This is a genomic window from Bacteroides sp. (assembly GCF_028690125.1).
Classification (GTDB): Bacteria; Bacteroidota; Bacteroidia; order Bacteroidales; family Bacteroidaceae; genus Bacteroides.
The window spans coordinates 16,141-39,439 of sequence record NZ_JAQVBV010000034.1 but is presented as its reverse complement, the minus strand read 5'-3'; the positions used below and the strand labels follow the sequence as shown (position 1 = coordinate 39,439).

Annotated in this window: 29 protein-coding genes; 26 read left to right on the top strand and 3 right to left on the bottom strand. The window is 44.1% G+C overall.

The features are described from left to right. Nucleotides 1-21: 21 nt before the first annotated feature. The 6 genes from PHO71_RS18910 to PHO71_RS18885 all read left to right on the top strand — a co-directional run bounded on the left by PHO71_RS18910 (nt 22) and on the right by PHO71_RS18885 (nt 4,304). Nucleotides 22-390, top strand: a complete 369-nt coding sequence (locus PHO71_RS18910) for a hypothetical protein (protein WP_300206328.1) — start codon at nt 22-24, stop codon at nt 388-390. A 106-nt stretch (nt 391-496) separates the two neighbouring features. Further along, complete coding sequence (locus tag PHO71_RS18905) at nt 497-1,177, top strand: queuosine precursor transporter (protein ID WP_300206326.1); 681 nt, start codon at nt 497-499, stop codon at nt 1,175-1,177. 27 nt (nt 1,178-1,204) lie between these two features. After that, nucleotides 1,205-1,864 carry a 7-cyano-7-deazaguanine synthase QueC gene (gene queC / locus PHO71_RS18900; RefSeq protein ID WP_300206325.1) on the top strand — a complete coding sequence of 220 codons (660 nt, stop codon included), beginning with the start codon at nt 1,205-1,207 and terminating at the stop codon, nt 1,862-1,864. Nucleotides 1,865-1,929: 65 nt separating this feature from the next. Further along, nucleotides 1,930-2,385 (top strand): preQ(1) synthase, encoded by a 456-nt coding sequence (gene queF / locus PHO71_RS18895; protein ID WP_300206322.1) that lies wholly within the window; start codon nt 1,930-1,932, stop codon nt 2,383-2,385. Between the two features lie 222 nt (nt 2,386-2,607). Next, complete coding sequence (locus PHO71_RS18890) at nt 2,608-3,639, top strand: 6-bladed beta-propeller (protein ID WP_300206320.1); 1,032 nt, start codon at nt 2,608-2,610, stop codon at nt 3,637-3,639. A gap of 32 nt (nt 3,640-3,671) precedes the next feature. After that, nucleotides 3,672-4,304, top strand: a complete 633-nt coding sequence (locus tag PHO71_RS18885; protein WP_300206318.1) for an HD domain-containing protein — start codon at nt 3,672-3,674, stop codon at nt 4,302-4,304. Between the two features lie 18 nt (nt 4,305-4,322). Here PHO71_RS18885 and rlmH read toward each other — a convergent pair whose 3' ends face one another. Then, nucleotides 4,323-4,796, bottom strand: coding sequence for a 23S rRNA (pseudouridine(1915)-N(3))-methyltransferase RlmH (gene rlmH / locus PHO71_RS18880; RefSeq protein ID WP_300206316.1), 474 nt, complete (start codon nt 4,794-4,796; stop codon nt 4,323-4,325). Nucleotides 4,797-4,922: 126 nt separating this feature from the next. Here rlmH and PHO71_RS18875 point away from each other — a divergent pair, with 126 nt between their 5' ends. From PHO71_RS18875 to PHO71_RS18840, 8 genes are all read left to right on the top strand, one after another. Then, a complete protein-coding gene (locus tag PHO71_RS18875; protein ID WP_300206314.1) occupies nt 4,923-5,315 on the top strand; it encodes a DUF4783 domain-containing protein in 393 nt (130 codons plus the stop codon). Beyond that, complete coding sequence (gene nadC, locus PHO71_RS18870) at nt 5,308-6,156, top strand: carboxylating nicotinate-nucleotide diphosphorylase (protein WP_300206312.1); 849 nt, start codon at nt 5,308-5,310, stop codon at nt 6,154-6,156. The genes PHO71_RS18875 and nadC overlap by 8 nt, the downstream gene beginning before the upstream one ends. A 198-nt stretch (nt 6,157-6,354) precedes the next feature. Then, the gene (locus tag PHO71_RS18865; protein ID WP_300206310.1) at nt 6,355-6,909 is read left to right on the top strand and encodes an RNA polymerase sigma factor; all 555 of its coding nucleotides are present in this window, start codon (nt 6,355-6,357) and stop codon (nt 6,907-6,909) included. Beyond that, nucleotides 6,890-7,936, top strand: a complete 1,047-nt coding sequence (locus PHO71_RS18860) for an outer membrane beta-barrel protein (RefSeq protein WP_300206308.1) — start codon at nt 6,890-6,892, stop codon at nt 7,934-7,936. The genes PHO71_RS18865 and PHO71_RS18860 overlap by 20 nt, the downstream gene beginning before the upstream one ends. 11 nt (nt 7,937-7,947) lie before the next feature. Then, complete coding sequence (locus tag PHO71_RS18855; RefSeq protein ID WP_300206306.1) at nt 7,948-8,469, top strand: DUF4943 family protein; 522 nt, start codon at nt 7,948-7,950, stop codon at nt 8,467-8,469. A gap of 40 nt (nt 8,470-8,509) precedes the next feature. Then, complete coding sequence (locus PHO71_RS18850; RefSeq protein WP_300206304.1) at nt 8,510-9,061, top strand: DUF4858 domain-containing protein; 552 nt, start codon at nt 8,510-8,512, stop codon at nt 9,059-9,061. Between the two features lie 5 nt (nt 9,062-9,066). After that, the gene (locus tag PHO71_RS18845; RefSeq protein WP_300206302.1) at nt 9,067-9,666 is read left to right on the top strand and encodes a DUF4858 domain-containing protein; all 600 of its coding nucleotides are present in this window, start codon (nt 9,067-9,069) and stop codon (nt 9,664-9,666) included. 199 nt (nt 9,667-9,865) lie between these two features. Then, on the top strand, nt 9,866-10,804 hold the full coding sequence (locus PHO71_RS18840) for a nitronate monooxygenase family protein (protein ID WP_300206300.1): 939 nt from the start codon (nt 9,866-9,868) through the stop codon (nt 10,802-10,804). A 355-nt stretch (nt 10,805-11,159) separates the two neighbouring features. Here PHO71_RS18840 and PHO71_RS18835 read toward each other — a convergent pair whose 3' ends face one another. After that, nucleotides 11,160-12,257 carry a helix-turn-helix domain-containing protein gene (locus PHO71_RS18835; RefSeq protein WP_300206298.1) on the bottom strand — a complete coding sequence of 366 codons (1,098 nt, stop codon included), beginning with the start codon at nt 12,255-12,257 and terminating at the stop codon, nt 11,160-11,162. A gap of 280 nt (nt 12,258-12,537) precedes the next feature. On the opposite strand from PHO71_RS18835, the gene PHO71_RS18830 reads away from it, so the two are divergent. The 12 genes from PHO71_RS18830 (at nt 12,538) to PHO71_RS18775 (ending at nt 21,890) form a co-directional block, all read left to right on the top strand. Continuing rightward, a complete protein-coding gene (locus PHO71_RS18830; RefSeq protein ID WP_300206296.1) occupies nt 12,538-12,789 on the top strand; it encodes a hypothetical protein in 252 nt (83 codons plus the stop codon). Nucleotides 12,790-12,910: 121 nt separating this feature from the next. Next, the gene (locus PHO71_RS18825; RefSeq protein WP_300206294.1) at nt 12,911-13,876 is read left to right on the top strand and encodes a hypothetical protein; all 966 of its coding nucleotides are present in this window, start codon (nt 12,911-12,913) and stop codon (nt 13,874-13,876) included. Beyond that, complete coding sequence (locus tag PHO71_RS18820; RefSeq protein ID WP_300206292.1) at nt 13,864-14,328, top strand: S24/S26 family peptidase; 465 nt, start codon at nt 13,864-13,866, stop codon at nt 14,326-14,328. The genes PHO71_RS18825 and PHO71_RS18820 overlap by 13 nt, the downstream gene beginning before the upstream one ends. 15 nt (nt 14,329-14,343) lie before the next feature. After that, complete coding sequence (locus tag PHO71_RS18815; RefSeq protein ID WP_300206291.1) at nt 14,344-14,610, top strand: PqqD family protein; 267 nt, start codon at nt 14,344-14,346, stop codon at nt 14,608-14,610. A gap of 9 nt (nt 14,611-14,619) precedes the next feature. Continuing rightward, nucleotides 14,620-15,816, top strand: a complete 1,197-nt coding sequence (locus PHO71_RS18810) for a nucleotidyltransferase family protein (RefSeq protein WP_300206290.1) — start codon at nt 14,620-14,622, stop codon at nt 15,814-15,816. After that, complete coding sequence (locus PHO71_RS18805) at nt 15,813-17,450, top strand: ABC transporter ATP-binding protein (protein ID WP_300206289.1); 1,638 nt, start codon at nt 15,813-15,815, stop codon at nt 17,448-17,450. Before PHO71_RS18810 ends, PHO71_RS18805 begins: the two co-directional genes overlap by 4 nt. A gap of 38 nt (nt 17,451-17,488) precedes the next feature. Further along, nucleotides 17,489-17,698 carry a hypothetical protein gene (locus PHO71_RS18800; protein WP_300206288.1) on the top strand — a complete coding sequence of 70 codons (210 nt, stop codon included), beginning with the start codon at nt 17,489-17,491 and terminating at the stop codon, nt 17,696-17,698. Nucleotides 17,699-17,718: 20 nt separating this feature from the next. Next, the gene (locus PHO71_RS18795) at nt 17,719-18,915 is read left to right on the top strand and encodes a fimbrillin family protein (protein ID WP_300206286.1); all 1,197 of its coding nucleotides are present in this window, start codon (nt 17,719-17,721) and stop codon (nt 18,913-18,915) included. A 21-nt stretch (nt 18,916-18,936) separates the two neighbouring features. Beyond that, nucleotides 18,937-20,658, top strand: a complete 1,722-nt coding sequence (locus PHO71_RS18790) for a hypothetical protein (protein WP_300206284.1) — start codon at nt 18,937-18,939, stop codon at nt 20,656-20,658. 99 nt (nt 20,659-20,757) lie between these two features. Continuing rightward, the gene (locus tag PHO71_RS18785) at nt 20,758-20,922 is read left to right on the top strand and encodes a hypothetical protein (RefSeq protein WP_300206282.1); all 165 of its coding nucleotides are present in this window, start codon (nt 20,758-20,760) and stop codon (nt 20,920-20,922) included. A 34-nt stretch (nt 20,923-20,956) separates the two neighbouring features. Continuing rightward, nucleotides 20,957-21,538 (top strand): N-acetylmuramoyl-L-alanine amidase, encoded by a 582-nt coding sequence (locus PHO71_RS18780; protein WP_300206280.1) that lies wholly within the window; start codon nt 20,957-20,959, stop codon nt 21,536-21,538. Between the two features lie 13 nt (nt 21,539-21,551). After that, entirely contained in the window at nt 21,552-21,890 is a 339-nt protein-coding gene (locus PHO71_RS18775; RefSeq protein ID WP_300206278.1) for a hypothetical protein, read from the top strand. Nucleotides 21,891-21,948: 58 nt separating this feature from the next. Here the strand turns inward: PHO71_RS18775 and PHO71_RS18770 are convergent, their stop codons facing one another. After that, a complete protein-coding gene (locus PHO71_RS18770) occupies nt 21,949-23,295 on the bottom strand; it encodes a zf-HC2 domain-containing protein (RefSeq protein WP_300206276.1) in 1,347 nt (448 codons plus the stop codon). Nucleotides 23,296-23,299 lie beyond the last annotated feature (4 nt).

The following is a 23,299-nucleotide window of genomic DNA, read 5'->3' as shown; positions in this document are numbered from 1 at the left end:
AATCATGAAGTGTTATTCATTATGAAGAAAGAAGACTTTAGAAAAATTGTATTCTTGTTGTTGGCAGGATTTTTCTTTGCTTCTTGCCAGTATACAGCAAAAGATTATGTGGCTGATATGAAGGCTTTGACAACGAAGGTCATTAAAAATGGATCAAACTATACGTCAGAGGATTGGAAAGAAGTTACCCGCGAATATCAAGAACTGAATAAAAAAGGAAAGCAGGTAATTAAGAATTTGACTCAAGAGCAACAAAAAGAGCTCAAAGAGTGGAAAGAAGAAATGATGAAAGAAGCATCTAAATTTGATAGTAAAGAGTTGAAAGAGACATTTAATAATTTGATGGATCAGGCCAATGATTTTATAAAAGATACATTCAAGAAGGAATAAAATAAGAGAATTATTTCTTATCTTTGCCCCCGAAACTAATTAAAAGATGTATGATGCCGTGAATAGCGGTCGTGTATTCTAGAACACCACGTAAAAAACAGGAATTATGAAAGAAAAAGTATCCGTACCTTTTATGCTGCTTGGTATTCTGTTTAATGTTTGCCTCATTGCAGCTAATCTTCTTGAAACAAAAGTAATTCAGATTGGTAGTCTGACTGTGACTGCCGGATTATTGGTTTTTCCCATTTCTTATATTATTAATGACTGTATTGCCGAAGTATGGGGGTTCAAGAAAGCGCGTCTCATTATCTGGAGTGGTTTTGCCATGAATTTCTTTGTAGTAGCTCTCGGATTGATTGCTGTTGCAATACCTGCGGCTCCCTTCTGGGAAGGTGAAGAGCATTTCAATTTTGTGTTCGGAATGGCTCCCCGGATTGTAATGGCAAGTTTGATGGCTTTTCTCGTTGGTTCATTCCTCAATGCCTATGTGATGAGTAAGATGAAGATAGCCAGTCAGGGGCGAAACTTTTCGGCACGTGCCATTATATCTACGATTGTTGGAGAAACAGCCGATTCTTTAATCTTCTTCCCGGTTGCTTTCGGAGGTGTGATTGCCTGGAAGGAATTGTTGATTATGATGGGAATTCAGATTGTATTGAAATCTATGTATGAAGTGATTATTTTGCCGGTGACTATCCGGGTGGTGAAAGCTATCAAAAAAATAGATGGTAGTGATGCCTATGATACTGGAATATCCTATAATGTATTGAAAATTAAAGATATTTAGAATGTACAACTAATGTATGAGCGTGTCATGAATAAAGAGAGTGTATTAGTGGTGTTCAGTGGAGGACAGGACTCGACTACTTGCCTGTTCTGGGCAAAGCATAACTTCAAAAAGGTATATGCGCTGAGTTTTCTCTATGGTCAGAAACATGAAAACGAAGTGGAACTGGCATGGGAAATAGCTCGGAAAGCAAAAGTAGAATTTGAAGTGATGGATGTTTCCTTTATCGGGAAACTGGGCCATAACTCTTTGACAGATACCACTATGATAATGGATATGGAAAAACCGGCGGATAGTGTTCCGAATACATTTGTGCCGGGACGTAACCTGTTCTTTCTGAGTATTGCCGCAGTTTATGCCCGTGAAAGGGGAATTAATCACATAGTAACGGGAGTTTCTCAGACAGACTTCAGTGGTTATCCTGATTGCCGGGATGCTTTTATCAAGTCTCTCAATGTCACTTTGAATCTGGCAATGGATGAACAATTTGTGATTCATACTCCGTTGATGTGGATTGATAAAGCCGAAACATGGGCTTTGGCCGATCAGTTGGGAGTGATGGATGTAATTCGCAAGGAGACATTAACGTGTTATAATGGCATCCCCGGAGATGGTTGCGGGCATTGTCCGGCTTGTAAATTACGTCGGGAAGGGTTGGAAAAGTATTTAAAAAGTAAGAATCAATAATCTCTCTATATAAAAAGTTCAAACGCATTTTTTCTTTGTGTAGGGACTAAAATTAAAGTGAAGAAATGGCAGAATTGAAAGATCAACTTTCCTTGCTGGGAAGAACAACAGAGTATAAACAGGATTATGCTCCTGAAGTGTTGGAAGCATTCGATAACAAACACCCCGAAAACGATTATTGGGTACGTTTTAATTGCCCGGAGTTTACAAGTCTTTGTCCCATTACCGGACAACCTGACTTTGCGGAGATCCGTATCTCTTATATTCCCGATATTAAGATGGTAGAGAGTAAAAGTCTGAAACTTTATCTATTTAGTTTCCGAAATCATGGAGCTTTTCATGAAGATTGCGTCAATATTATAATGAAAGATTTGATTCGCCTGATGGACCCGAAATATATTGAAGTAACCGGAATCTTTACTCCACGTGGCGGAATATCAATTTATCCGTATGCCAATTATGGTCGTCCGGGTACAAAATATGAGCAAATGGCAGAATATCGCTTGATGAATCGGGAATAGGAAATAATGGAATTAGTTTTATAGATTTAATTTGATGGCGTCGAAAAGTCTGTAAGCCTTATATCTGTCATTCTGTTTTTTATGAATACTTTAATATTTCACACTATCCTTTATTAGATAAAAGATAGTGTGAAAAAATATACAATTAAAATGAAAATAGCGATAAATCTTCTATTTGTTCTTGCCATATGTATAATGAGCTCTTGTAATAACAGTTCGATAATGAAACGAGTTTCACCTATTTATTCTTATGAGATAAATACGGATAACGTTTCTGAACTTAATTTGCAAAAGATAGCTGATCTTGATAAAATAATTCCTTTGGAAACAAAAGATGAATGCTTAATTAATTCTATCGGAAAAGTATTTATAAGTGATTCTGCACTTGTTGTATGGGATAAAGGTAACAATAATATTTTTGTTTTTGATAATGCTGGTCGATATCAACGATCCATAGGGCGCAGCGGTCCTTCTCCTGAAGAATATATTAATATTGGAGATGTTCAGATGCAGAATGATACAGTACAGATATTAGATGTAGCAACTCGTAGAATATTAAATTATAATATTTCGGGGAAATTTATTTCTTCCATTCAATCAGCTTATTATTTGTATACATTTTATGTGGTACCGGAAGGATGTTGGGGTATCAATGTATATCAAAATAAGGATCATTATAATTTGATTTTATTAGATGAAAATCTTCAGAAAATAAAACGAGGATGTTTTGCCAGTGATCAGGTTCTTCCTTTATGTCCTACCAATAATTTTTCTAAAAACGAGAAAAATGGGGAGCTAATATTTCACTATCAAGACAATGATACTATTTATAAAATACAGGAAGATAGTATTTTACCATTTATTGCGTTAGAGTTTGGAAAAAATGAAGAATTGAAAGGTGGGGATGTAGAAAGTTCTAAAGGACATATTCATGATGTTCATCTCTATGGAGATCATTTGTTTTTTTCTTTTAGCCATGCTTTAAAAGATAAAATGCCGTATGTAGGATACAATTGCTATATCTCTTTAAAGAATTCGGAGATGACAGTTTATGATTTTAATGTTGTTCATGATGAAAAAATATTAGTTTCGCCATTACCTGAAATTGTAAATATTTCAAAGGGAAAGCTTATCTATCAAATAGTGCCTGGGGAATTTCCTGAGAAAGTATTTGATAGGCTAAAAGAAACATCTCTAGGATTTATGAATAATGAGTCAAATCCTGTACTAATATTGTATAATTTAAAAGAATAGTAATTGCTAGACAAGATCAAAATTAAAGCCGAATGATTAATAATATACCTGTTCATCTGTGTGGATATATCCAACACAGCATTATACCACAATATGCCGGATTTGACAAGGCACATCAGATAGACCATGCAGAAAGAGTTATTGAAGAAAGCCTAAAACTAGCTCTTAGCTACGACGTAAACTACTCAATGGTTTATACGATTGCTGCATATCATGATTTGGGTTTATGTGAAGGCCGTGAGTTCCATCATTTGGTTTCCGGCAAAATATTGCAGGCGGATGAAAAATTACTTCAGTGGTTCACTCAGGAACAGGTTGTACAAATGAAAGAGGCTGTGGAAGATCATCGTGCTTCTAATAAGCAAATTCCTAAAAGTATTTATGGCAAGATTGTAGCTGAGGCTGACCGGATAATTGATGTGGAGGTTACTTTGCGTCGAACTGTTCAATATGGGTTATCTCATTATCCGGAAATGGATAAAACGCAACAATATATCCGTTTCCGGAAACATCTCTACGAAAAGTATGCCGAGGGCGGATATCTAAAACTGTGGATACCTCAATCGGATAATGCCGGACGGTTGGCGGAACTTCGTCAGTTGATTGCAGACGAATCGGAACTTCAACGAGTGTTTGATGAGTTATATTCTGAAGAGAATTATTGATATATGGCTGTGGAGATTTTATTCGTGATGATACGGCCCACCATTCAATATTGTCATCGCTCTGTACATCTGCTCTACGAAGATCAGTCGGATCATCTGATGTGAGAAAGTCATCTTCGACATTGAAATCTTCTCATGTGCTGCTTGATATACCTTTTCTGAGAATCCGTAAGGACCGCCGATGATAAAGACCAGCCGTTTATTTACCGTATTCATTTTTCGTTTCATGTAATCGGCAAATTCAATCGAGCGCATTTCTTTCCCATGTTCGTCGAGCAGTACAACTACATCTCCCGGTTGCAACGCTTTGAGAATCAGTTCGGCTTCTTTCTCTTTCTGTTGTTCCATAGAAAGATTCTTCGTATTCTTCAGTTCGGGAATCACTTCCATATCAAACGAAAGAAAGTATTTTGTCCGCTGGATATAGTCGTCAATAGCAGTAATAAAATGTTTTTCTACGGTCCGTCCTACGACGAGCAGAGTTGTTTTCATGTGTCTACAGTTCTGATTACTGCACAAAAATACGCATTTTTTATGTTATTATGCAATTAATGATTACCTTTGCCTATCATTAGGTGAAAGTTTAATGCATAAACTTCAACCAAAAAGCTTGGATTTATGAAGAAACGAGTGCTTTTAGGAATGACCGCTTTGCTTCTTTCAATCTCATTGCTTATGGCACAGGAGGTACCGGAAGGCGTGATAACGGCATTTAAGAGAGGAAGCTCGAAAGAGCTCAGTAAGTATATGGGAGACAAGGTAAACTTGGTGCTCCAAGGTCGTTCGACGAATCTCGACAAGCAGAAAGCTACAGCTATGATGCAGGATTTCTTTACTGAAAATAAAGTCAATGGTTTCACGGTAAATCATGAGGGGAAACGGGATGAATCGAGTTTTATTGTTGGCACATTAGCCACATCCAAAGGAAAATTCCGTGTGAACTGCTTCCTGAAGAAAATGAAAGATCAATATTTAATTCATCAAATAAGGATTGAGAAAATCAATGAATAAGGAAAAAGAACTGATCGACAAACTGATCGATCTTGCTTTTGCAGAAGATATTGGCGATGGCGATCATACCACGCTTTCGTGTATTCCCGATACGGCTATGGGAAAATCTAAACTTTTGATTAAAGAAGCTGGTGTATTGGCCGGAATCGAAGTTGCCAAAGAAATTTTCAGCCGCTTTGATCCCACAATGAAGGTTGAAGTATTTATCAACGACGGAACTGAAGTAAATCCGGGTGATGTAGCAATGGTTGTTGAGGGTAAAGTTCAGTCACTGCTTCAAACGGAACGCCTGATGCTGAATGTCATGCAACGCATGAGTGGTATTGCTACTATGACTCGTAAATATGCCAAACAGTTGGAAGGTACTCATACCAGAGTACTGGATACTCGTAAAACAACTCCGGGTATGCGTATCCTTGAAAAGATGGCAGTGAAGATAGGTGGCGGAGTGAACCATCGTATTGGTTTGTTCGATATGATTCTGCTGAAGGACAATCATGTGGATTTTGCAGGTGGTATTGATAAAGCGATTACTCGTGCAAAAGAATATTGTAAGGCGAAAGGTAAAGACCTGAAAATAGAGATCGAAGTTCGTAACTTTGACGAACTGCAACAAGTACTCGATTTAGGTGGTGCAGACCGTATCATGTTTGATAACTTCACTCCTGAAATGACGAAAAAAGCAGTAGAAATGGTTGCAGGTAAATATGAAACTGAATCTTCCGGTGGTATTACCTTCAATACTCTTCGTGATTATGCTGAATGTGGAGTAGACTTTATATCTGTTGGAGCCTTAACCCATTCGGTAAAAGGACTTGATATGAGCTTTAAGGCATGCTAATGGTTTTTATTGCAATAATTGGCATGTAGTATAAAATAGAAAGATAGTTGAAACCTTTCTCTATCTCTTTCTCCTTGAGAGAGGGTAGGAGAAAGGTTTCTTTTTTATTCTTTAACACTTTTCGTTGCAGCATTTTTTTAATACTTGCGTCTAAAGAACAAACGACGCAGACATACGTTCGATTAAAAGACATTGACTTTGGAAAACGAGATAGAATTGATACAAGGCTGTCGGGCAGGAAAGGATTCAGCCCGTAAGGAGCTTTATACCCTCTATTCCAAACAGATGTTAGCGATATGTTATCGATATACGGGCGATATGGACGCGGCGCATGATGTACTGCATGACGGTTTCATCAAGATCTTTACCAACTTTTCCTTTCGGGGAGAATCTTCGCTCAATACCTGGATTACCCGGGTGATGGTGACACAATCACTCGATTATCTGAGGCGTGAGAAAAGAGTCAATCAGTTGGTGGTGCATGAAGAACAGCTTCCCGATATACCGGATATTTCGGTGTCGGGAGGAGGAGAGGGGTTCTCCGAGGAACAATTGATGGCTTTTGTTGCCGAATTGCCGGATGGTTGCCGAACCGTATTCAATCTTTATGTGTTTGAAGAGAAATCTCATAAAGAAATAGCCAAAATGCTTCATATCAAAGAGCATTCGTCTACTTCGCAGTTACACCGGGCCAAATATTTGTTAGCAAAAAAAATTAAAGAATATAGGAATCATGAAGAAAGAAAAAGATGAAATAACCGACCTGTTTCGTACACGTCTCGCCGATACCGGGATGACTGTCCGGGAGGGATTTTGGGAAGAGCTTTCGCAGGATATTCCTGTGGCTTGCCAACATCGTCGCCGGTTGTTGCTTTTCCGTGTGGCAGCTGCGGCATCCGTATTGTTGGTTTTGGCTGCATCATCGGCTACGTTTTGGTATCTTTCACCAAAAGATGAGATTGAAGAAGCGTTTACTCAAATAGCGGTAACGCACGGAGGAGCTTTGGATGGAGACGGAGTACGTGTCAATCAGTTGCCTCAGCCTGTGCAACCGGTATTGGCAAAACCTTCACCGCGATCTTACGGAATGCTTTCACAACACGTTGAAGCCGAAGACTCAGTTTCAATTTCCTTTTCTATGTCGTTTACCTTTTCTTCGACAAGTTCTGTGGGTAACGATAGCCGGATGAAAAGGCGTAATGACTATTGGCAAGCAACCAACGAGCAACCGGATTTAGAAACAGTGACAGAACAGAAAGATGCTGCGAATGCTCCGCTTCAGGCAAAAATGGAGAAGGAACATCATTGGGCAATGAAAGCTCAGATAGGGACTGCTCTTCCGGCTGAAAACGGTACATATAAAATGCCGGTTTCTGCAGGTGTAACAATAGAGCGGAAATTGAACAATTTTCTGGGAATAGAAACAGGGTTGCTCTATTCGAATCTTCGTTCCGAAGAACAAGCTTTACATTATTTGGGAATTCCGGTAAAACTGAATATTACATTAGCTAATACGAAGAAGGTGGATGTTTATGCATCTGTAGGTGGCATTGTAGATAAATGCATAGGCGGAGCACCTGATAATAGTTTTAAAGAAGAACCTATCCAACTGGCAGTGACTGCCGGTATAGGAATCAATTATAAGATTAATGATCAACTTGCACTTTTTGCCGAACCAGGTATTTCCCATCATTTCAGCACTGATTCGAAACTTGCTACGGTACGTACAAAAAGGCCGACTAATTTTAATTTGCTTTGCGGAATTCGCATGACGTATTAACCCTTATGAAAATGAAAAAAACACTTATTATGCTGTGCATGGCCGTTAGCCTGATGGTATCTTTGATAGGATGCAGCAGCGAAATGGATTATAACAATCCTGATGTTACCCTTTTTGTGAAACAATTGAAGGCAGGAACATATAAGGTGCAGAATGAGAAAGGGGTGGTAGATGTACCCCATTTCACAGAAGAAGATATTCCTGAACTTTTAAAATATGCGGAAGATTTAACCATTATACCTTCCTTTCCCTCAGTATATAATATGAATAACGGAAAAATCCGTTTAGGTGAGTGTATGCTTTGGGTAGTAGAGTCTATTCGCCAAGGTACGCCTCCGTCGTTAGGATGCAAGATGGTATTGGCGAATGCTGAAAATTATGAAGCAATTTATTTCCTGACGGATGAAGAGGTCTTGGATGCTGCTGCTTGTTACCGCCGTTGGTGGGAAGGGCGAAAATATCCGAGAACAACCTGGACAATTGATCCGTGTTATGATGAACCGCTTTGTGGAACAGGTTACCGTTGGTGGTAACAACGAAAAAAAAGTTTTCGGACAATAAAGATGAGCAAAAATGTGGGGTCGTTTGTTTATATCAGTAGTTTTAATGCTGCTGACAGGGGCGTGCTACGCTCAATGGAATGCAGAGGATTCTCTACGATTGAAGAAATCACTGGAGAATGGTGAAGAACTCAAATTAAACAACGAGGCTGTTAAAAGTATTAAGTTCGATAACAGTAAGGAGACTCCCCGTATGTCTAATGAGAAAAGGTGGATGCGTTTTGATGAATCGCTTCCACGGGTTATTTCTCCTTCTGAAGTTGTGGAATCAGACTCATCGTACAATAGCCGGAGACTGTCTGATAGAAAGCTACCTCTTATGATGTTGGAAACCTATAAGCTTGTTTATATTCCCTTGCCTTTGGATACATTGCAGACAACGATGGGTATATATTTACCTCCTCCCGAAGGTATATCGTTAGGTAATGGAGTAAGAGTGAACGGAGGATTGTTTTTTGGGTTAGACCTGCTGCAAGTTTTTACTAGAGATTTCTGGCAGTTTCGGAAAAAACAGATGCGTACGCATACATTGGAGGTGCTTAAGGATTATAATAAACATAAGTGAAAAGAATGGATGGATTGATAAAGCGGATTGTTATAGCTATGGTCTTGTGCTTAACAACTTTATTGGTATATGCGCAAGAATGGACTGCGAAGGATTCTTTGCGTTTGAAAAAGTGGTTAGATGGTGATCCGGAGTTGAAACTGAATCCTGATGCTGTAAAGTCAATAGATCTGGGCAATGGGACAGGATCTCCTCGGATGTCTAAAGAGAAAAGCTGGATGCAATTCGACAAATCTCTTCCTCAGGTTTTACCTAAACCGAAAGTCATTCTCACATTAAAGCCTTATACTGCTACTACCCCCTATGATTGGGATCCTATTTATCAGAAAAAAATAAAAGTAACTAAAAACACCTGGCGTGGAGATCCTTTTTATGAACTTCGTCAGTTGCTATATACCAAAAGCTCCAATATCTCTATTGGTAAAAGCGGGGTATATATCAGTGGAGGGGCTATCGGAGGTCTTGATTTAATGGCTGCCTTTACGAAAGATTTCTGGAGTAAAAAGAGACGGGAGGCGCGTGACCGTACGTTGGAGGTTTTGAGTACATATGGAGATTCGACTACCGTGCTGATTAATACTCCTATTGAACAGATTGCCCGCTGAAGATGTTATTATTACATAAGGCAGTACATCCTAATTAGTTTATTATAATATACAAGAGTCTCTGTCATTCGGAACGTAGTGAATGATCTTTTCTTTCTTGTTATTAAAACTAAGAAGAAATGTTTCACTACGCTCCCTTAGATTTAATGACAGAGAGCATATGGAACATTGGCTATTAGCACATAGAATGATATTAATTATGAATAGAATTACTTCTCTCTTTGGGATTCAATATCCTATAATTCAAGCAGGAATGGTGTGGTGTAGCGGTTGGCGGCTTGCTTCCGCTGTAAGTAATGCCGGAGGTTTAGGACTGATTGGTGCTGGATCAATGCATCCTGAAACTCTTCGTGAGCATATTCGTAAGTGTAGTGCTGCAACAGACTATCCTTTTGGAGTGAATATTCCTTTGATGTATCCTCAGATAGAGGATATCATGAACATTGTAGTAGAAGAAGGGGTAAAGATTGTATTTACTTCCGCCGGAAATCCTAAAACATGGACCGGATGGTTGAAAGAACGGGGCGTTACAGTTGTTCATGTTGTTTCATCTTCTCGTTTTGCTGTGAAATGTGAGGAAGCAGGAGTCGATGCTGTGGTAGCCGAAGGATTTGAAGCTGGTGGACATAATGGGAGAGAGGAAACAACAACATTTTGTCTGATTCCTGCTGTACGTAATGCAACTACACTACCGTTAATTGCCGCTGGAGGTATTGGTACGGGTGAAGGAATGCTTGCCGCCATGGTATTGGGAGCTGAAGGAGTACAAATAGGAACTCGTTTTGCATTAACGGATGAAAGTTCAGCAAGTCAGATTTTTAAAGAATATTGTTTGAGTCTTGGAGAAGGGGACACTAAGTTACTATTAAAGAAATTAGCTCCTACACGCTTGGTAAAGAATCATTTTCGCGATGCGGTAGAGAAAGCAGAGAATGAAGGTGCTTCAGCCGAAGAACTGCGTGGTTTGTTGGGGAAAGGTCGTGCTAAAAGAGGCATCTTTGAAGGAGATTTGGAAGAAGGTGAATTGGAAATAGGACAAGTTTCCGCATTAATTTCACGTCAGCAGAATGTTGAAGAAGTAATGCGAGAACTGGTGGAGGCTTTTCAAAGAGCGGTAGCAAAAGATTATAATTTATAAGATTATAGTTGATTGAGGATTAACATTAATAGTCCCATGAATAATCTCTCTTTGGAAGGAAGATTACTTGTTTATCTCTGAAATAAAACTTATTTTTATGGTAATAGAATTATAATCGCAGGCTCCGTTTATAAAATCGGAGCTTGCGATTATGTAATCAAAAGCTTCAATTATATAAACGGAGCTTGCGGTTATAGTTTCCTTTAAATAAAAAACATTTTTTCATTTAAAGGAAAACAAGATTTCTCCTTATCCCAAAAATGTTTGCTCTTAGTTTTTGTTACACCAGTTCGCTATCGAGGACGTATGTCTGTTCGCATAGTTACAAAAATAGGAAAAGTACCGGAAATACTGTTTATACACCTGTGTGTTTCTCCCTCCATTGGGCTGGTGGAAGTCCCTCCTCCTTTGTGAATAGGGTGGTGAAATGAGTGTTGGAAGAGAATCCCGCTTTTTCAGCTATCTGTGGAATCGTCAATTCCGGCTGGTCAATCAGCAGCTTTTTCGCCTCTTGGGTGCGCAGTAGCGCAATCCACTTGTAGTAGGTGCAGCCATATTTTGTATTGATGAAACTGGACAGATAGGAACGGTTCGAACCTATTTGTAGGGCAATATCTCCCATATTTATCTTGGACTGCAGATAGCCTTTTGCCGCGATCCAGTCTTGCAGTTTTTCTTCTATCTGCTCATATGTCAAAGTCTTATCTGTCTGTATGTTCGAAGTTTCGATCTCGGATTCCTCCTCAATGGCATTGTCCACCATTTCGTAGTGAATGAGATAATCGAGGAAGCAGACAAAAATATAATAGAAGAAAGGAATACTAACGGTAAGATAAATGGTAATCATCCACTTGGGAGCAAATGCCATTACAGAGCAGAGTAGCCCCATGACAATAGTAAAAAACACACTCTTGCTGACCCATCGGATAAAGCCGTCTACGTCGTCGGAATGATAGTTCTGTATCTTCTGTACTGCGTTGCGATATGTTTTAAAAAATACCCATGACAGGCGACCCACGTACACAAAAAGCCATCCCGCAGCGAATATGAGCACCCATATTGAGACACTTCGTGGCAAAAAAGCCACAGAAAGCCAAACGATAGTACTTATAACAGCCCAAAAAGAGAGGTGTGTCACCGTCCGTTTGCGGTTCATATACTTCTCGTTAAGTAGTGAAATAAACGAAAAGCCTACCATAATAGTTGATAAATAGAAGAAGGTGATATTCAGTGCCGATGCCACTATTGGAAAGGCATCTCTGGCATTAAACTTCCATTGGATGAAAAATTGCATACAGAACACAAGAAAACCTCCTCCCATTATCTTCCTCGATTTGCGGTATGTATCAAAAATTGATTTTTCCGGAACCTTTCCAATCAATAAGTGACTCCCCGTAGCCAGTAAAAGCACGCACACTGCGAACTGTATATTGCTATAATAATCTTCTATCATTCTTTTGCTTAATTAACGCGTGCAAAGGTACGGGTTTATTTATTTTAAGCCAAATAAACCTCTTTCAAATACGTCAATTGATGCATTTGAAAGAAATAAAGGCGAATTTACGTATTTGAAAGGCGGGTTTTTACGTATATGAAACACACCAATGAAACGCAGTGACTACCTTTGTGCCGTGAAAACTGCAATGTGTAGTTTTCATTTTTAAGAAGAGATAACAACTCGTAAATATTGCTGAGTGACAAAATTTCAGACTTTGCCAATGCTTACCCATCACATGAAAAAAATAGATGTAATATTGATCACCAATAATCTGGTGATGTCGGATATTTATGTACATTCTTACCTACAATTAGTAATTCGTGCAACGCGTGCAATAAACAGTTCCTTGCCACTCGTGCTTACGCTTTTAGCCCTTACGTTGGCTGATTGTTGTAATTCTGTTTATGACCACTATGCCAAGAAACTACTCTATATCCGTTGGTTTGCCACAGCTGCTGAGTACAAACTCCATCTGGATAGTGCCTGACAGATCAGAAAGAAGATACAAAAATTGAATTCCGAATGAAACAAACTGAACAACAATCGTTCGACTATTTAAGTACGCTGAACGCTACCATTTAAGGATGAACAGCAAAAGAAACGATAAAATGAAAAAGATAGATTATACCGTAGCCCGCCATACCTTCCGCTTACAGATGGAAGCTGGCTCTCCCTTGTGGGAGTGGCTCACCGCCTATGCTCCCTTTGAAGCAAAAGCTACCGATGGGAAAGCGAAAACTCTTGATGAAACCGGACTTGTTTTCACTTTAACTGTCTGCAAAGAGCTGGAAGCAGACGATGCCACCCCTGTCTTTATCAATAGCGACAGATCGGAAGAATCCTCCCGGCTAGATGTATTCCGCACCAGCGGTGGCTATCTGTTTGAGTTCTACCCCGCCTTATCCGGCGAGAAGAACTGTCGTCTGCGTGTCTCCCCCGATTTCACCCGTTCCGAAGCTGTCCTTTACGGTTCGCACCTGCACCAACTGATAGGACTCAACAGTGCGCTCATGCTGCTTTTTGCCCTTTCCACTGCCGGAACGGGCACGGTACATACCCACGCCTCGGCGGTAATGCTCGAAGGAAAAGCCTATCTGTTCCTCGGACGGAGCGGCACGGGCAAGAGTACGCACAGCCGACTTTGGCAACACTATATAAGAGGTGTAGAACCCCTCAACGACGACCACCCCATCCTGCGCATCAACGAGACGGGCGAGGTCATTGCCTACGGCAGTCCGTGGAGCGGCAAGACACCCTGCTACCGCAACGCCTCCGCACCCGTGGGCGGTATTGTGCGGTTGCGCCAAGCCAAGGAAAACCGGATAAAAAAGCTCTCCACCCTAGAGGCATACGCCTCACTCACCCCCTCATGCTCGTGTATGAAGTGGGAAAGCGGGATGGCGAACGATGTGCACGCCACTATTGAACAGATTATAACCACTGTCCCCTGCTACCGCTTGGAGTGCCTGCCCGATGAAGCGGCGGCACAGCTATGCCACTCCACCGTTGCAGCACCCAAGCAGGAGACGGAAACCGGAAATCCCGGAAGAAAGGAGTCCTTATGCAGCGAGTGACCGTACCCAACGAAACCTTGCTGCCCGAAGTAGGGCGAATGGTACAAGAGGGGCTTTCCGTCACCCTCCGTGGCAAGGGAAACAGTATGTTGCCCTTCATCGTGAGCGGACGGGACAGTGTCGTACTGCAAAAGGCGGACCGTCTGCAAACGGGTGACATCGTGCTGGCAGAGATTGCGGAAAGGCACTATGTACTCCACCGCATCATCGCCCTCGACGGCGACCGTATCACCCTGATGGGTGACGGCAACCTGAGCGGCACGGAACAATGCACCCCCTGCCGGGTACTTGCCAAAGCGGTAAGGATTATCCGGAACGGATGCCCTATTGACACCGACAGCCGAGGTGAACGCTGCAAGGCGGCATTATGGCGCAGATTACGCCCCATGCGTCGTTGGTTGCTGGCAGGGTATAGAAGAATAGAAAGGGTTAAAGGAGTTATGAGGAGCTAATAAAAACAGATAACAATGAAAATTATAGAAGGATTTAAATTAAGAAGAATCGGCACGGAATACATCGTGACCGGCGAAGGACTGGGACAAGTGGACTTCAACCAAATGATTGGCATGAACGCATCTGCCGCCTACCTGTGGCAGCAAGTGGAGAACAAAGACTTTGACACCGACACCCTCGCCAGCCTGCTCACCGAGCACTATGAGGTGGACGAGGCAACGGCGCGTGCCGATGCGCAAGAAATTTTGCAGAATTGGGCGGATGCCCGAATCATAGAATAAGGAGAGGATATGACACAAGCAGACCCTACGGAGGCTTTCTTCACCCTGCTGCGTGCCGGGCTTTGGAATGAAGCGGCAGACAACGAGCGGCTGTTCAATCAAGATACCGATTGGAACGTCCTCCTAACACTTGCCGAACAACAGACGGTGTCGGGACTGGTAGCCGATGCCATTTTCCGTCTGCCGGCGGAGCTGCAACCCGCAACGGACACGCTAAGGAAGCTTACCGGACAGGTGGCTGCCATCGCCCGCCGCCACGCGCTGCTCAATAACAGGCTGGTCGAGGTGGTTGGCTTGCTCCAAGCCGAGGGCATTCATCCCGTACTGCTCAAAGGGCAGGGCGTCGCCACGCTCTATCCACACCCCATGCTACGGATGTGCGGAGACATCGACCTCTATATCGGTAAGGAGAACTACCCCCGCGCGTGCCGGCTGCTGAGGAAGCGGAACGGAGAAGAAACACCCTATACAGAAAGCGAGAAGCATTTCCATACCACCTTCGGCGGTGTCACGGTGGAGCTGCACCGCATCGCCGAAAAGCTCTCCAATCCGTGGCAGGACGCGCGTTTTCAGCGTTGGAGCACGGACCATCTGCAAGAGGACCAAACGGACATCGTGCACATAGAAGGAAAAGAGATACAAGTGCCCTCCGTCTGCGTCAATGCCGTGTACATCTTCAACCACCTGTGGCACCACTTCATCGCGGGCGGTATCGGGTTGCGGCAACTTTGCGACTGGGTCATGGTGCTGCATCGTTTTTACGAAAAATCAGACCTTGCCGAACTGAAAGAACGCCTCACATCCTTCGGGTTGTGGAGGGCGTGGCGCATCTTCGGCTGCATCACCGTGAAGGAGCTGGGACTGCCCGAAGCGGAATTTCCGTTCTTCGACGCGAGCCTACGCCCACAGGCGGATAAGGTACTGGCACGCATCCTGTCCGAGGGCAACTTCGGCAAGTACAACACCGCGCAAAGCGGAAGACCGGACGGCATCATTACCGGAAAGCTCCACTCGCTGCGATACATCAGCAGCCGAATCATTGGGATAGCCTCCGTGTCGCCCCTAAGGGCAGCGGAGTATTACGCGCGCTTCCTTGTGCAAGGTATTAAAGGGCTGATACAAGCCCTAACAGGTATGGGTTTCCACTATTCGGAAACAGAAAAGAAAACAGAGAATAAAGACAAAAGAATAAACATAGAACAATGAAGACAAGAGACTGCATACAATGGCTTTGGAACACCTCACAGGGCTTCCGTCTTTCCGTTTCGCTCAGCGGAGCGGCAGGAGTACTGTGCGTATGCGCCTCGCTTGCCTTTGTGTGGTTCACCAAACGCTTGATAGACATCGCCACCGGAAACACTGCGCAGAGCTTTACCCCTTATATCATAGGGATGCTCGCCTGCATGGCACTGCAACTGGCTGTTTCGGCAGCTGCCTCCCGCATCGACACCAAGAACAGCGTGCGCATGGGGAACGCCCTGCGCCACCGCCTCTTCTCCCGACTGATGGAGAGCCAATGGACGGGACGCGAACGCTTGCATACGGGCGACGTGCTCAACCGGCTGGAAGAGGATGTGCGTGTAGTGACCGATACCCTGTGCAGCGCCGTGCCATTCACCCTCGTCACCCTGATTCAACTCATTGCCGCCTTCTGCTTCCTGCTGATGCTCGAAGCACGGCTGGCATGGACGCTGCTCGCCATCATGCCCGCAGCTCTCTTGATGAGCAAACTCTATATGAAGCGGATGCGAAGCCTGACCAAGGCGATACGCACCACCGACAGTCGGGTGCAGGCACACGTGCAGGAGCACCTGCAACACCGCACCCTGATCAGCACCTTGGAGCACACGGAGCAATCCACCGGCACGCTTGCCGCCTTGCAAACCACCCTGATGCGCCAAGTGATGCAGCGCACGGACTTCTCCCTCTTCTCGCGCACCGCCGTGCAAGGTGGGTTTGCCGCAGGCTATGCCACCGCTTTCCTGTGGGGCGTCTTCGGCTTGCAGAGCGGAGCGGTGACCTTCGGCATGATGACCGCCTTCCTGCAACTGGTAGCGCAGGTGCAGCGTCCCGTGGTGGAGCTGAGCCGGCAGATACCCGCCTTGGTGCATACGCTCACCTCGGTGGAACGGCTGGCAGAACTTGACCACCTGCCCCAAGAGCAGCAGGGCACGCCGCAGCGGCTCAACGGAAGCATCGGAATCAAGATGGAGAACGTGAGCTTCGCCTATCCCGATGGCACACGGCAAGTCATCAAGAATTTCAGCCACCACTTCACGCCCGGCAGCCTGACCGCCATCGCCGGCGAAACGGGAGCGGGCAAGAGCACCCTGATACGGTTGGCGCTTGCCCTGTTGCAGCCCGATAAAGGAAGCATCACCCTCTACAATAAGGAGAAAGAGAAAGCGGTATCGCCGCTTACCCGTTGTAACTTGGTGTATGTGCCGCAAGGCAACACACTGATGAGCGGCACCATCCGCGATAACCTGCTGCTGGGCAACCCGTGCGCCACGGAAGCAGCACTGCAAGAAGCCCTCCGGACCGCCGTAGCGGAATTTGTGTTCAGCTTACCCGACGGTTTGGACACTCTTTGCGGAGAAGGGGGCGCGGGGCTGAGCGAAGGGCAGGCGCAACGCATCGCCATTGCCCGCGGGCTATTACGAAGCGGCGGCATCCTGCTGCTGGACGAGCCTACCTCGGCACTCGACGCGCAGACGCAGCAACTGCTGATGCAACGGTTGAAAGCAGCGGCCACCGGCAAAACGGTACTTGTTATCACCCACAGCCGCGAGGTGATGCCGTGGGCGGATGAAACGGTGGAACTAAAGAAAGCATACTAACAATCAATTGAATAATAACATTTTTAAAAAGTAAAATTATGAATGAATTAAAAAGTACAGAACAGAGTCTGGAAACCAGTAAAGAAACGTATGTAAAGCCTGCTATCGAAGTGATAGAGATGGAAGTGGAAGATGCCGTACTTCAAGGATATGGAGGTAGCGGAGAATACGGCGGAACATTCGGAGACGCATCTCCCATGAATTCTACCCGAGAGTTCCCTTGGACGGACAATTCAAAAATGGCATAAAACAGAAAGAGAATAATAAGATGATGAAACAACTTAAAATCAAACATATCGGTGCGGCATCGTTGGCTGCACTGATGTTGCTTTCGCTGGCTGCTTGCAGCAATGAGGATGATGCAGCCACCACACAGCCGGCTGGAAAGAAGCTGGTGATGACCGCCTACAATGGCGAAAACGAACAATCAATGACGCGTGGGGCGCATTGGGAGGATAACAATACCCACACAGGCGGTCTGTCTTTTCATTGGGATGTTGCAGGCAATAATCAAGCAGGCGATGAACTTTATGATATTTATTCTATGGTCATTACTAAGGATGGAACAATCGGTGCATCATGGAGTACAGAACCGGATAAGAATTTTAGTATTCCATACAGTTCCTTAAAAATTGAACTGACCGGCCAACCGGACAAAGCTACACTTACTTCCAGATATTATTTAGATGCAAGTAAACATTCCGCTGGTAATGCGATTTATTGCATTACTCCTATTTTAAACGCTCCTGATCCTGATATTCCGAACTCTTTTTATAAAAATTTGGCTATGCCTACTGATTTTACCCAAGCTGCATCGGGCGATGCCAAACACCTGAAAGACTATATGTATATGACAGGGACAGGCACACTTAAGGGAGAAACTGACCAACAACTGACATCTTCGGACCTATACTTCAAGCACATACCGGCTACTATCCGCATAGCACTGACCAACCAGCGTCCGGAGGCAGCAACCGTAACGTCCATCGTGATGCGCGAAACGAATGGCAGCAAAATCTTCCCCAATGAAAAACAATGGAAGTGTCTTATGGGTACAGTGACAGACGAAAATACACGGGTCAGCATCCTTGAACCTACGGATAAAACAGGCTATACCTCGTCCGTTACGCTCAATTTGACAGATGCCAACATAGCAGCCGAAGGCAAATACTACGGCTATATGCTCGTACTTCCCCAAGATGCCGAACACGCTTTGGCAGACAAGCATCTGACGTTCGACATCACCACCCAAGACGGAAACACCTACACCTCTTTCAGCATGGATGCTTCTGAGTTGAAAAAGATTACCAAAAAGCAAAACTTTGTGAGCGGCTATGTTTATACCTTCAATCTGACGTTGAACGATAAACTTACCCTTTCGGGCGTAGAGGTAACCACTCCTTCGGGCAGTACCACTCCGCTTCCCGGCTGGGGCACAGAAGACGGCGAAACCGAAATTAAATAATCAGATAGAAAGAACAGAAAAATGAAAAAGTATAGTTTCAAGATACAATCGTTGTTAGTGACCCTGCTACTCTGCACACTGACAGCTTGCTCTGCCGACGATGAATTGGCAGACAACGGCGGCAACGCCACGCTCAACGGCACCCCAATAGAGGTAGGTGCCTTCCCCGCATTTACCGAGAATGTCGCTACCCGTGCCGTCGGAACGTTCGATGCAGGCAAAACCGCTTGGGCAAACAGTGATGAGATTCTGCTCAAAGTAGAAGTTTATCCCGGCTTTGATGATGTAACAAAAGCCTGCACAGGCAAGGCTGTAAGCACCGAGTGCTACAAGCTGACCTATAATGGCACTTCTTGGACAGCCGATAAAGCTATATCCCTCACTACCTCCACCTACGAGGCAGGTATAAAGACCACCGCCTATTATGCGCCCTGCTATGAGTGGAACACCGCCTCAAAAGAGTTAGCATTGAAGACCGACAAAGCAGCCGGAACGGACGAATACCTCACTGCCGAGAATCAAATGCCTTATACTTCGCTCACAAAAGAGGGTAAGTTAAGCATCGCTTTCCCCGCGACGAGAACGTACAGCCGCCTGCGTGTAGCAGCTACCGCTACTAATAAGGTAACTCTCACCTCAGAGGCATTCACCGCCAACGATGGAATCACCACTGCCGCCACCGCAATCTCCGCCACTGCCGACGACAAAGGCAATGCCTACTTCTATGGCTCATGGACGAAGGGTGCTAATTTTACTTTTGCTATAGTCCAAGACGGATCAACGTATAAGATTGAAAAGACCGTCACCGATGCTTCAGTGAATGGACAAAGCTATGCTGCAAATGCCGTTGTAACCAAGGTTCCTGCTGAAGGTGGTACATATAGCAGTGGTTATATCTTGATGAGTGGCACCTATACGGGTACCGTATCCATTACGGGCGATGTATCTGTCTTCTTGAAGGATGCAAGTCGCACTGTCTCTGATGGTGTAACGAACGCCATTGCAGTAACCCAAGGAAGCCCTGTGATTACAGTAATCGGTACAAATAACAATTTCAAGGGCAATGGAGCGGGTATTCTCGTCGGCCCCGATGCCAGCGTAACTATAAAGGGATCAACAGAAAATGCTGCGGACAGCAAATTGACCATTCATGCAGGTACATCTACACAACCCGGAATAGGCTGTGATTCCGAAAAAGAAAAAGGATGCAAAGACATAACAATAGAAAATGTCACACTTGATGTGACCGGAGGCTATGGGGATTCTGGCGGAGGCGCAGCTATAGGCATGGGGCATGATGGAGCACATGCTAATATAAATGATATTCTTATTAAAAATTCCATTATAATTGCCACCAGTGGACCAATGGCGGCTACCATTGGTTTTGGATTTAGTGCTGCCAACTGCAGTATAAACAGCATAAAAATTGTCAATTCGCCAATTACAGCTTATGTTGAAGATTATATGGGTTTTAAAATGTGTGGTGCTGGTATAGGCTTTTCTTATAGGACAAATGGAACACAGACTATCAAGAGCCCCATTGTGATAGAAAGTACAAAGACAGACCCGGCTGTGTATTTTAGTGATTTCAAAGCAAAGAATAGTAATGGAAGTCTTACTGGTACTGAAATCCGTAAAGTCGGCAAAACGAAGAATACGGATCCACAATATCTTCCTTTAGAAGTTTGGCAGGGTGCTACGTTCAATGGGGAGCCTCTTGGAACAACTGATTTGGGATATTAAGGATAATGCAGTCCGTTGCGGCGGATTTGCAATCTGCCGCTCACAGTAACTAAAATTGTCAAATAGATACAAGACTAAAAAACGAAATAATAAATAGTTATGAAACGAAATGTATTTTCCTTATTGGCTGCGAGAGCAATGGTCGCTGAAGGCACTGACGCTGCATACACCGGCACCAACCTGTCATTGAATGTAGACTATGGCGAGGGCGACAAGTACTCCCGCCCCAACATCCGCTTGAGCAAGTTCACGGTGAACCGATAGAGCAAGGAAATTAATCTTAAAAACAATCAGCCTTATGAAAGTACTTATAGACAATGGTCATGGCAACAACACACCCGGCAAACGCTCGCCCGACGGGCGTCTGCTGGAATGGGCATATACCCGTGAGATAGCCGACAGCGTAGTAGCCCGCCTGCAAAGCGCCGGCATCGACTCTTTGCGGATTGTGACGGAAGACACCGACATCTCCCTCGAAGAGCGCGTGCGCCGCGCCAATGCCGCCTATGCCGAAAGCGGCAAGCAGGCGATACTTGTCTCCATCCACTGCAATGCCGCCGGCAACGGCTCGGCATGGATGAACGCCGGCGGGTGGAGCGTCTTCGTAGACCCCACAGCCTCGGCGGGCAGCAAGCGGTTGGCAACCGCCCTTGCCGATGTGGCAGCCACGAAGAAAGTGAAGGTACGTACCGAAGCCGCCGACCACAACTACTGGACGAGCAGCCTCTACATCTGTAAGCATACCAACTGTCCCGCTGTGCTGGTGGAGAACTTCTTCCAAGACAACAAGCAGGATGTGGACTTCCTGCTGTCAGAGGCAGGCAAGCAGTGCGTGACGGACATCACCGTGGAAGGAGTACTTGCGTACCTGAACCAATAAGACTGAAACAAGGATGATAAACAAGATTCTGACCTATTACGCCGAGCGGCTGGATGAATACCTCTCGCACCTGCACCGTCAGCCCGAAGGACTGGCGGAAGCGGGAGTGGTGGGCAACGGTGTGGAAGAGAAGCCCAACAAGATGGTGGTGTCGCTGTTCAGTGTAGAGCGCGAAACATCGGGCGGCATCTCCGCACCCGTGCAGCGCACGGCAGAAGGCTACACCCGTATGTCGCCCCCTCTGCTGCTCAACCTCAATGTGGTGATTGCGGCGGTGTATGACGCACGGCGTTATGAACTGCACCCCAAAAGTTGGACACAAAACTTTAGGAGTGCAGTTCATTATTCGTAAGGGGATATTTTAGAAAGGGATTGTGTCGTCTATTTATCTTATGTCCGATTTTTAAGAATTAAAGACCACCGTCAAGTATCCATATTTTCTGATCATTGTCCTGACGCAGAACGACATAGTTCATTTGGGATGTTCCATCAGGTTGAGTCAATTTATAAAATACGAATACACTTGCATTGTTTTCTTTCTTTTTAGGCATACTGAACTCTGAAACCTTGCAGCCACTTAACCTTTTAGAAAGTTCTGCCCGGTCATAGGTTTGGAGAGCTTCTTTGGCTTGTTCCGGGTTTCCGTTAGTAAGTGCTGTTAAAATTCTACGTGCTGCTTCTGTGGCTGTTTCATTTTGTAGAGCTTTTAAATGCGCTCCTTCTTTCAGTAGTGGCTCCTCGGCTGATACCCATTGTGATTTGTCAATATTAGGAAGGCATAATAAGTCCTCTTTACGTAATAATGTATTATATTTTATCTCAGAACTGCTGAGAATCAGAACCTTTTTGCCATTTTGCTCTACCCATACCCGTATTTCCCGGAGTAGACCATCGTTCTTGGTAAACACATTTTCGATTATACATTTATGCTTTCCCAGTTTGGAATTATGGAGAAGTGAATAGAGGTTATTGTCGTACATTTCTGTATATGTTGTTATGACTATTTTTGAGTCAGTTTCTGACATTTTCACATCTCCTTTGTTATTATTGGCTATAGCCGTTTTTTGTTGTTCCAGAAGTTTTTCGGGTTCGAGTAATGAAGCGAAACTTTCCATAAAACCAGTAGTGGCTGAGCCGCGTACTTTCAGACCGATATTATCCCACATATATTGTTCTCGACCATCGAACAGGATCGCTCTTCCTCCTTCCTTTTCTAATCTCCAGAAAGTAGAATCATTTTGGTGCAGAACTTTTAAGCTAATATTTACGAATTCGGCATCAGGATTAAAGTAAGCCATATTCTCGTTTGGTAGAGTGCGTGCATTCATGTTGATGATAAAACTACCGGCATTGTGTACATTTCTGATAGCCTGTTCGAAAATCAGTGATGGTGATGGAATAGCTTTTGCATCCGTTGAGAAAAGATTGCTTAATCCTGTCATTATACCTGCCACGAAGATAATTAGAGCTGCTGCTATTTGTGTAAACCTTATGCGCAACTGTTGAATTTTGTGTTGTTTTTCACTAGATTTTCTTTCGATAGCAGATGATTCAATCTTTGTTTCTGGTGACTTTGATTGTATTGCCATAGGTGCATAGCGTGGGCACAACATACTTACAGTTGCCATATAATCCTCGTAATATGATTTACATTCGAGGCATTCTTCCATATGGTGCATACATTCGTCTACTAATCTAGGATCTGTATTTTTATCACACAGCTCCACTATATTCTTCTTGAATTCTTTACATTTCATGGTG

What these genes read in the sequence shown, in the direction of transcription:
- PHO71_RS18775 (WP_300206278.1), top strand. Translation starts at nt 21,552, where the DNA reads ATGATAAACAAGATTCTGACCTATTACGCCGAGCGGCTGGATGAATAC.
- PHO71_RS18855 (WP_300206306.1), top strand. Translation starts at nt 7,948, where the DNA reads ATGAAAAAAACACTTATTATGCTGTGCATGGCCGTTAGCCTGATGGTA.
- PHO71_RS18780 (WP_300206280.1), top strand. Translation starts at nt 20,957, where the DNA reads ATGAAAGTACTTATAGACAATGGTCATGGCAACAACACACCCGGCAAA.
- PHO71_RS18800 (WP_300206288.1), top strand. Translation starts at nt 17,489, where the DNA reads ATGAATGAATTAAAAAGTACAGAACAGAGTCTGGAAACCAGTAAAGAA.
- PHO71_RS18850 (WP_300206304.1), top strand. Translation starts at nt 8,510, where the DNA reads ATGTGGGGTCGTTTGTTTATATCAGTAGTTTTAATGCTGCTGACAGGG.
- PHO71_RS18785 (WP_300206282.1), top strand. Translation starts at nt 20,758, where the DNA reads ATGAAACGAAATGTATTTTCCTTATTGGCTGCGAGAGCAATGGTCGCT.
- PHO71_RS18820 (WP_300206292.1), top strand. Translation starts at nt 13,864, where the DNA reads ATGCAGCGAGTGACCGTACCCAACGAAACCTTGCTGCCCGAAGTAGGG.
- PHO71_RS18815 (WP_300206291.1), top strand. Translation starts at nt 14,344, where the DNA reads ATGAAAATTATAGAAGGATTTAAATTAAGAAGAATCGGCACGGAATAC.
- PHO71_RS18860 (WP_300206308.1), top strand. Translation starts at nt 6,890, where the DNA reads ATGAAGAAAGAAAAAGATGAAATAACCGACCTGTTTCGTACACGTCTC.
- PHO71_RS18770 (WP_300206276.1), bottom strand. Translation starts at nt 23,295, where the DNA reads ATGAAATGTAAAGAATTCAAGAAGAATATAGTGGAGCTGTGTGATAAA.
- queF (WP_300206322.1), top strand. Translation starts at nt 1,930, where the DNA reads ATGGCAGAATTGAAAGATCAACTTTCCTTGCTGGGAAGAACAACAGAG.
- PHO71_RS18910 (WP_300206328.1), top strand. Translation starts at nt 22, where the DNA reads ATGAAGAAAGAAGACTTTAGAAAAATTGTATTCTTGTTGTTGGCAGGA.
- PHO71_RS18825 (WP_300206294.1), top strand. Translation starts at nt 12,911, where the DNA reads ATGAAAAAGATAGATTATACCGTAGCCCGCCATACCTTCCGCTTACAG.
- PHO71_RS18905 (WP_300206326.1), top strand. Translation starts at nt 497, where the DNA reads ATGAAAGAAAAAGTATCCGTACCTTTTATGCTGCTTGGTATTCTGTTT.
- PHO71_RS18890 (WP_300206320.1), top strand. Translation starts at nt 2,608, where the DNA reads ATGAAACGAGTTTCACCTATTTATTCTTATGAGATAAATACGGATAAC.
- PHO71_RS18795 (WP_300206286.1), top strand. Translation starts at nt 17,719, where the DNA reads ATGATGAAACAACTTAAAATCAAACATATCGGTGCGGCATCGTTGGCT.
- nadC (WP_300206312.1), top strand. Translation starts at nt 5,308, where the DNA reads ATGAATAAGGAAAAAGAACTGATCGACAAACTGATCGATCTTGCTTTT.
- PHO71_RS18885 (WP_300206318.1), top strand. Translation starts at nt 3,672, where the DNA reads ATGATTAATAATATACCTGTTCATCTGTGTGGATATATCCAACACAGC.
- PHO71_RS18845 (WP_300206302.1), top strand. Translation starts at nt 9,067, where the DNA reads ATGGATGGATTGATAAAGCGGATTGTTATAGCTATGGTCTTGTGCTTA.
- rlmH (WP_300206316.1), bottom strand. Translation starts at nt 4,796, where the DNA reads ATGAAAACAACTCTGCTCGTCGTAGGACGGACCGTAGAAAAACATTTT.
- PHO71_RS18875 (WP_300206314.1), top strand. Translation starts at nt 4,923, where the DNA reads ATGAAGAAACGAGTGCTTTTAGGAATGACCGCTTTGCTTCTTTCAATC.
- queC (WP_300206325.1), top strand. Translation starts at nt 1,205, where the DNA reads ATGAATAAAGAGAGTGTATTAGTGGTGTTCAGTGGAGGACAGGACTCG.
- PHO71_RS18840 (WP_300206300.1), top strand. Translation starts at nt 9,866, where the DNA reads ATGAATAGAATTACTTCTCTCTTTGGGATTCAATATCCTATAATTCAA.
- PHO71_RS18805 (WP_300206289.1), top strand. Translation starts at nt 15,813, where the DNA reads ATGAAGACAAGAGACTGCATACAATGGCTTTGGAACACCTCACAGGGC.
- PHO71_RS18835 (WP_300206298.1), bottom strand. Translation starts at nt 12,257, where the DNA reads ATGATAGAAGATTATTATAGCAATATACAGTTCGCAGTGTGCGTGCTT.
- PHO71_RS18790 (WP_300206284.1), top strand. Translation starts at nt 18,937, where the DNA reads ATGAAAAAGTATAGTTTCAAGATACAATCGTTGTTAGTGACCCTGCTA.
- PHO71_RS18830 (WP_300206296.1), top strand. Translation starts at nt 12,538, where the DNA reads ATGAAAAAAATAGATGTAATATTGATCACCAATAATCTGGTGATGTCG.
- PHO71_RS18810 (WP_300206290.1), top strand. Translation starts at nt 14,620, where the DNA reads ATGACACAAGCAGACCCTACGGAGGCTTTCTTCACCCTGCTGCGTGCC.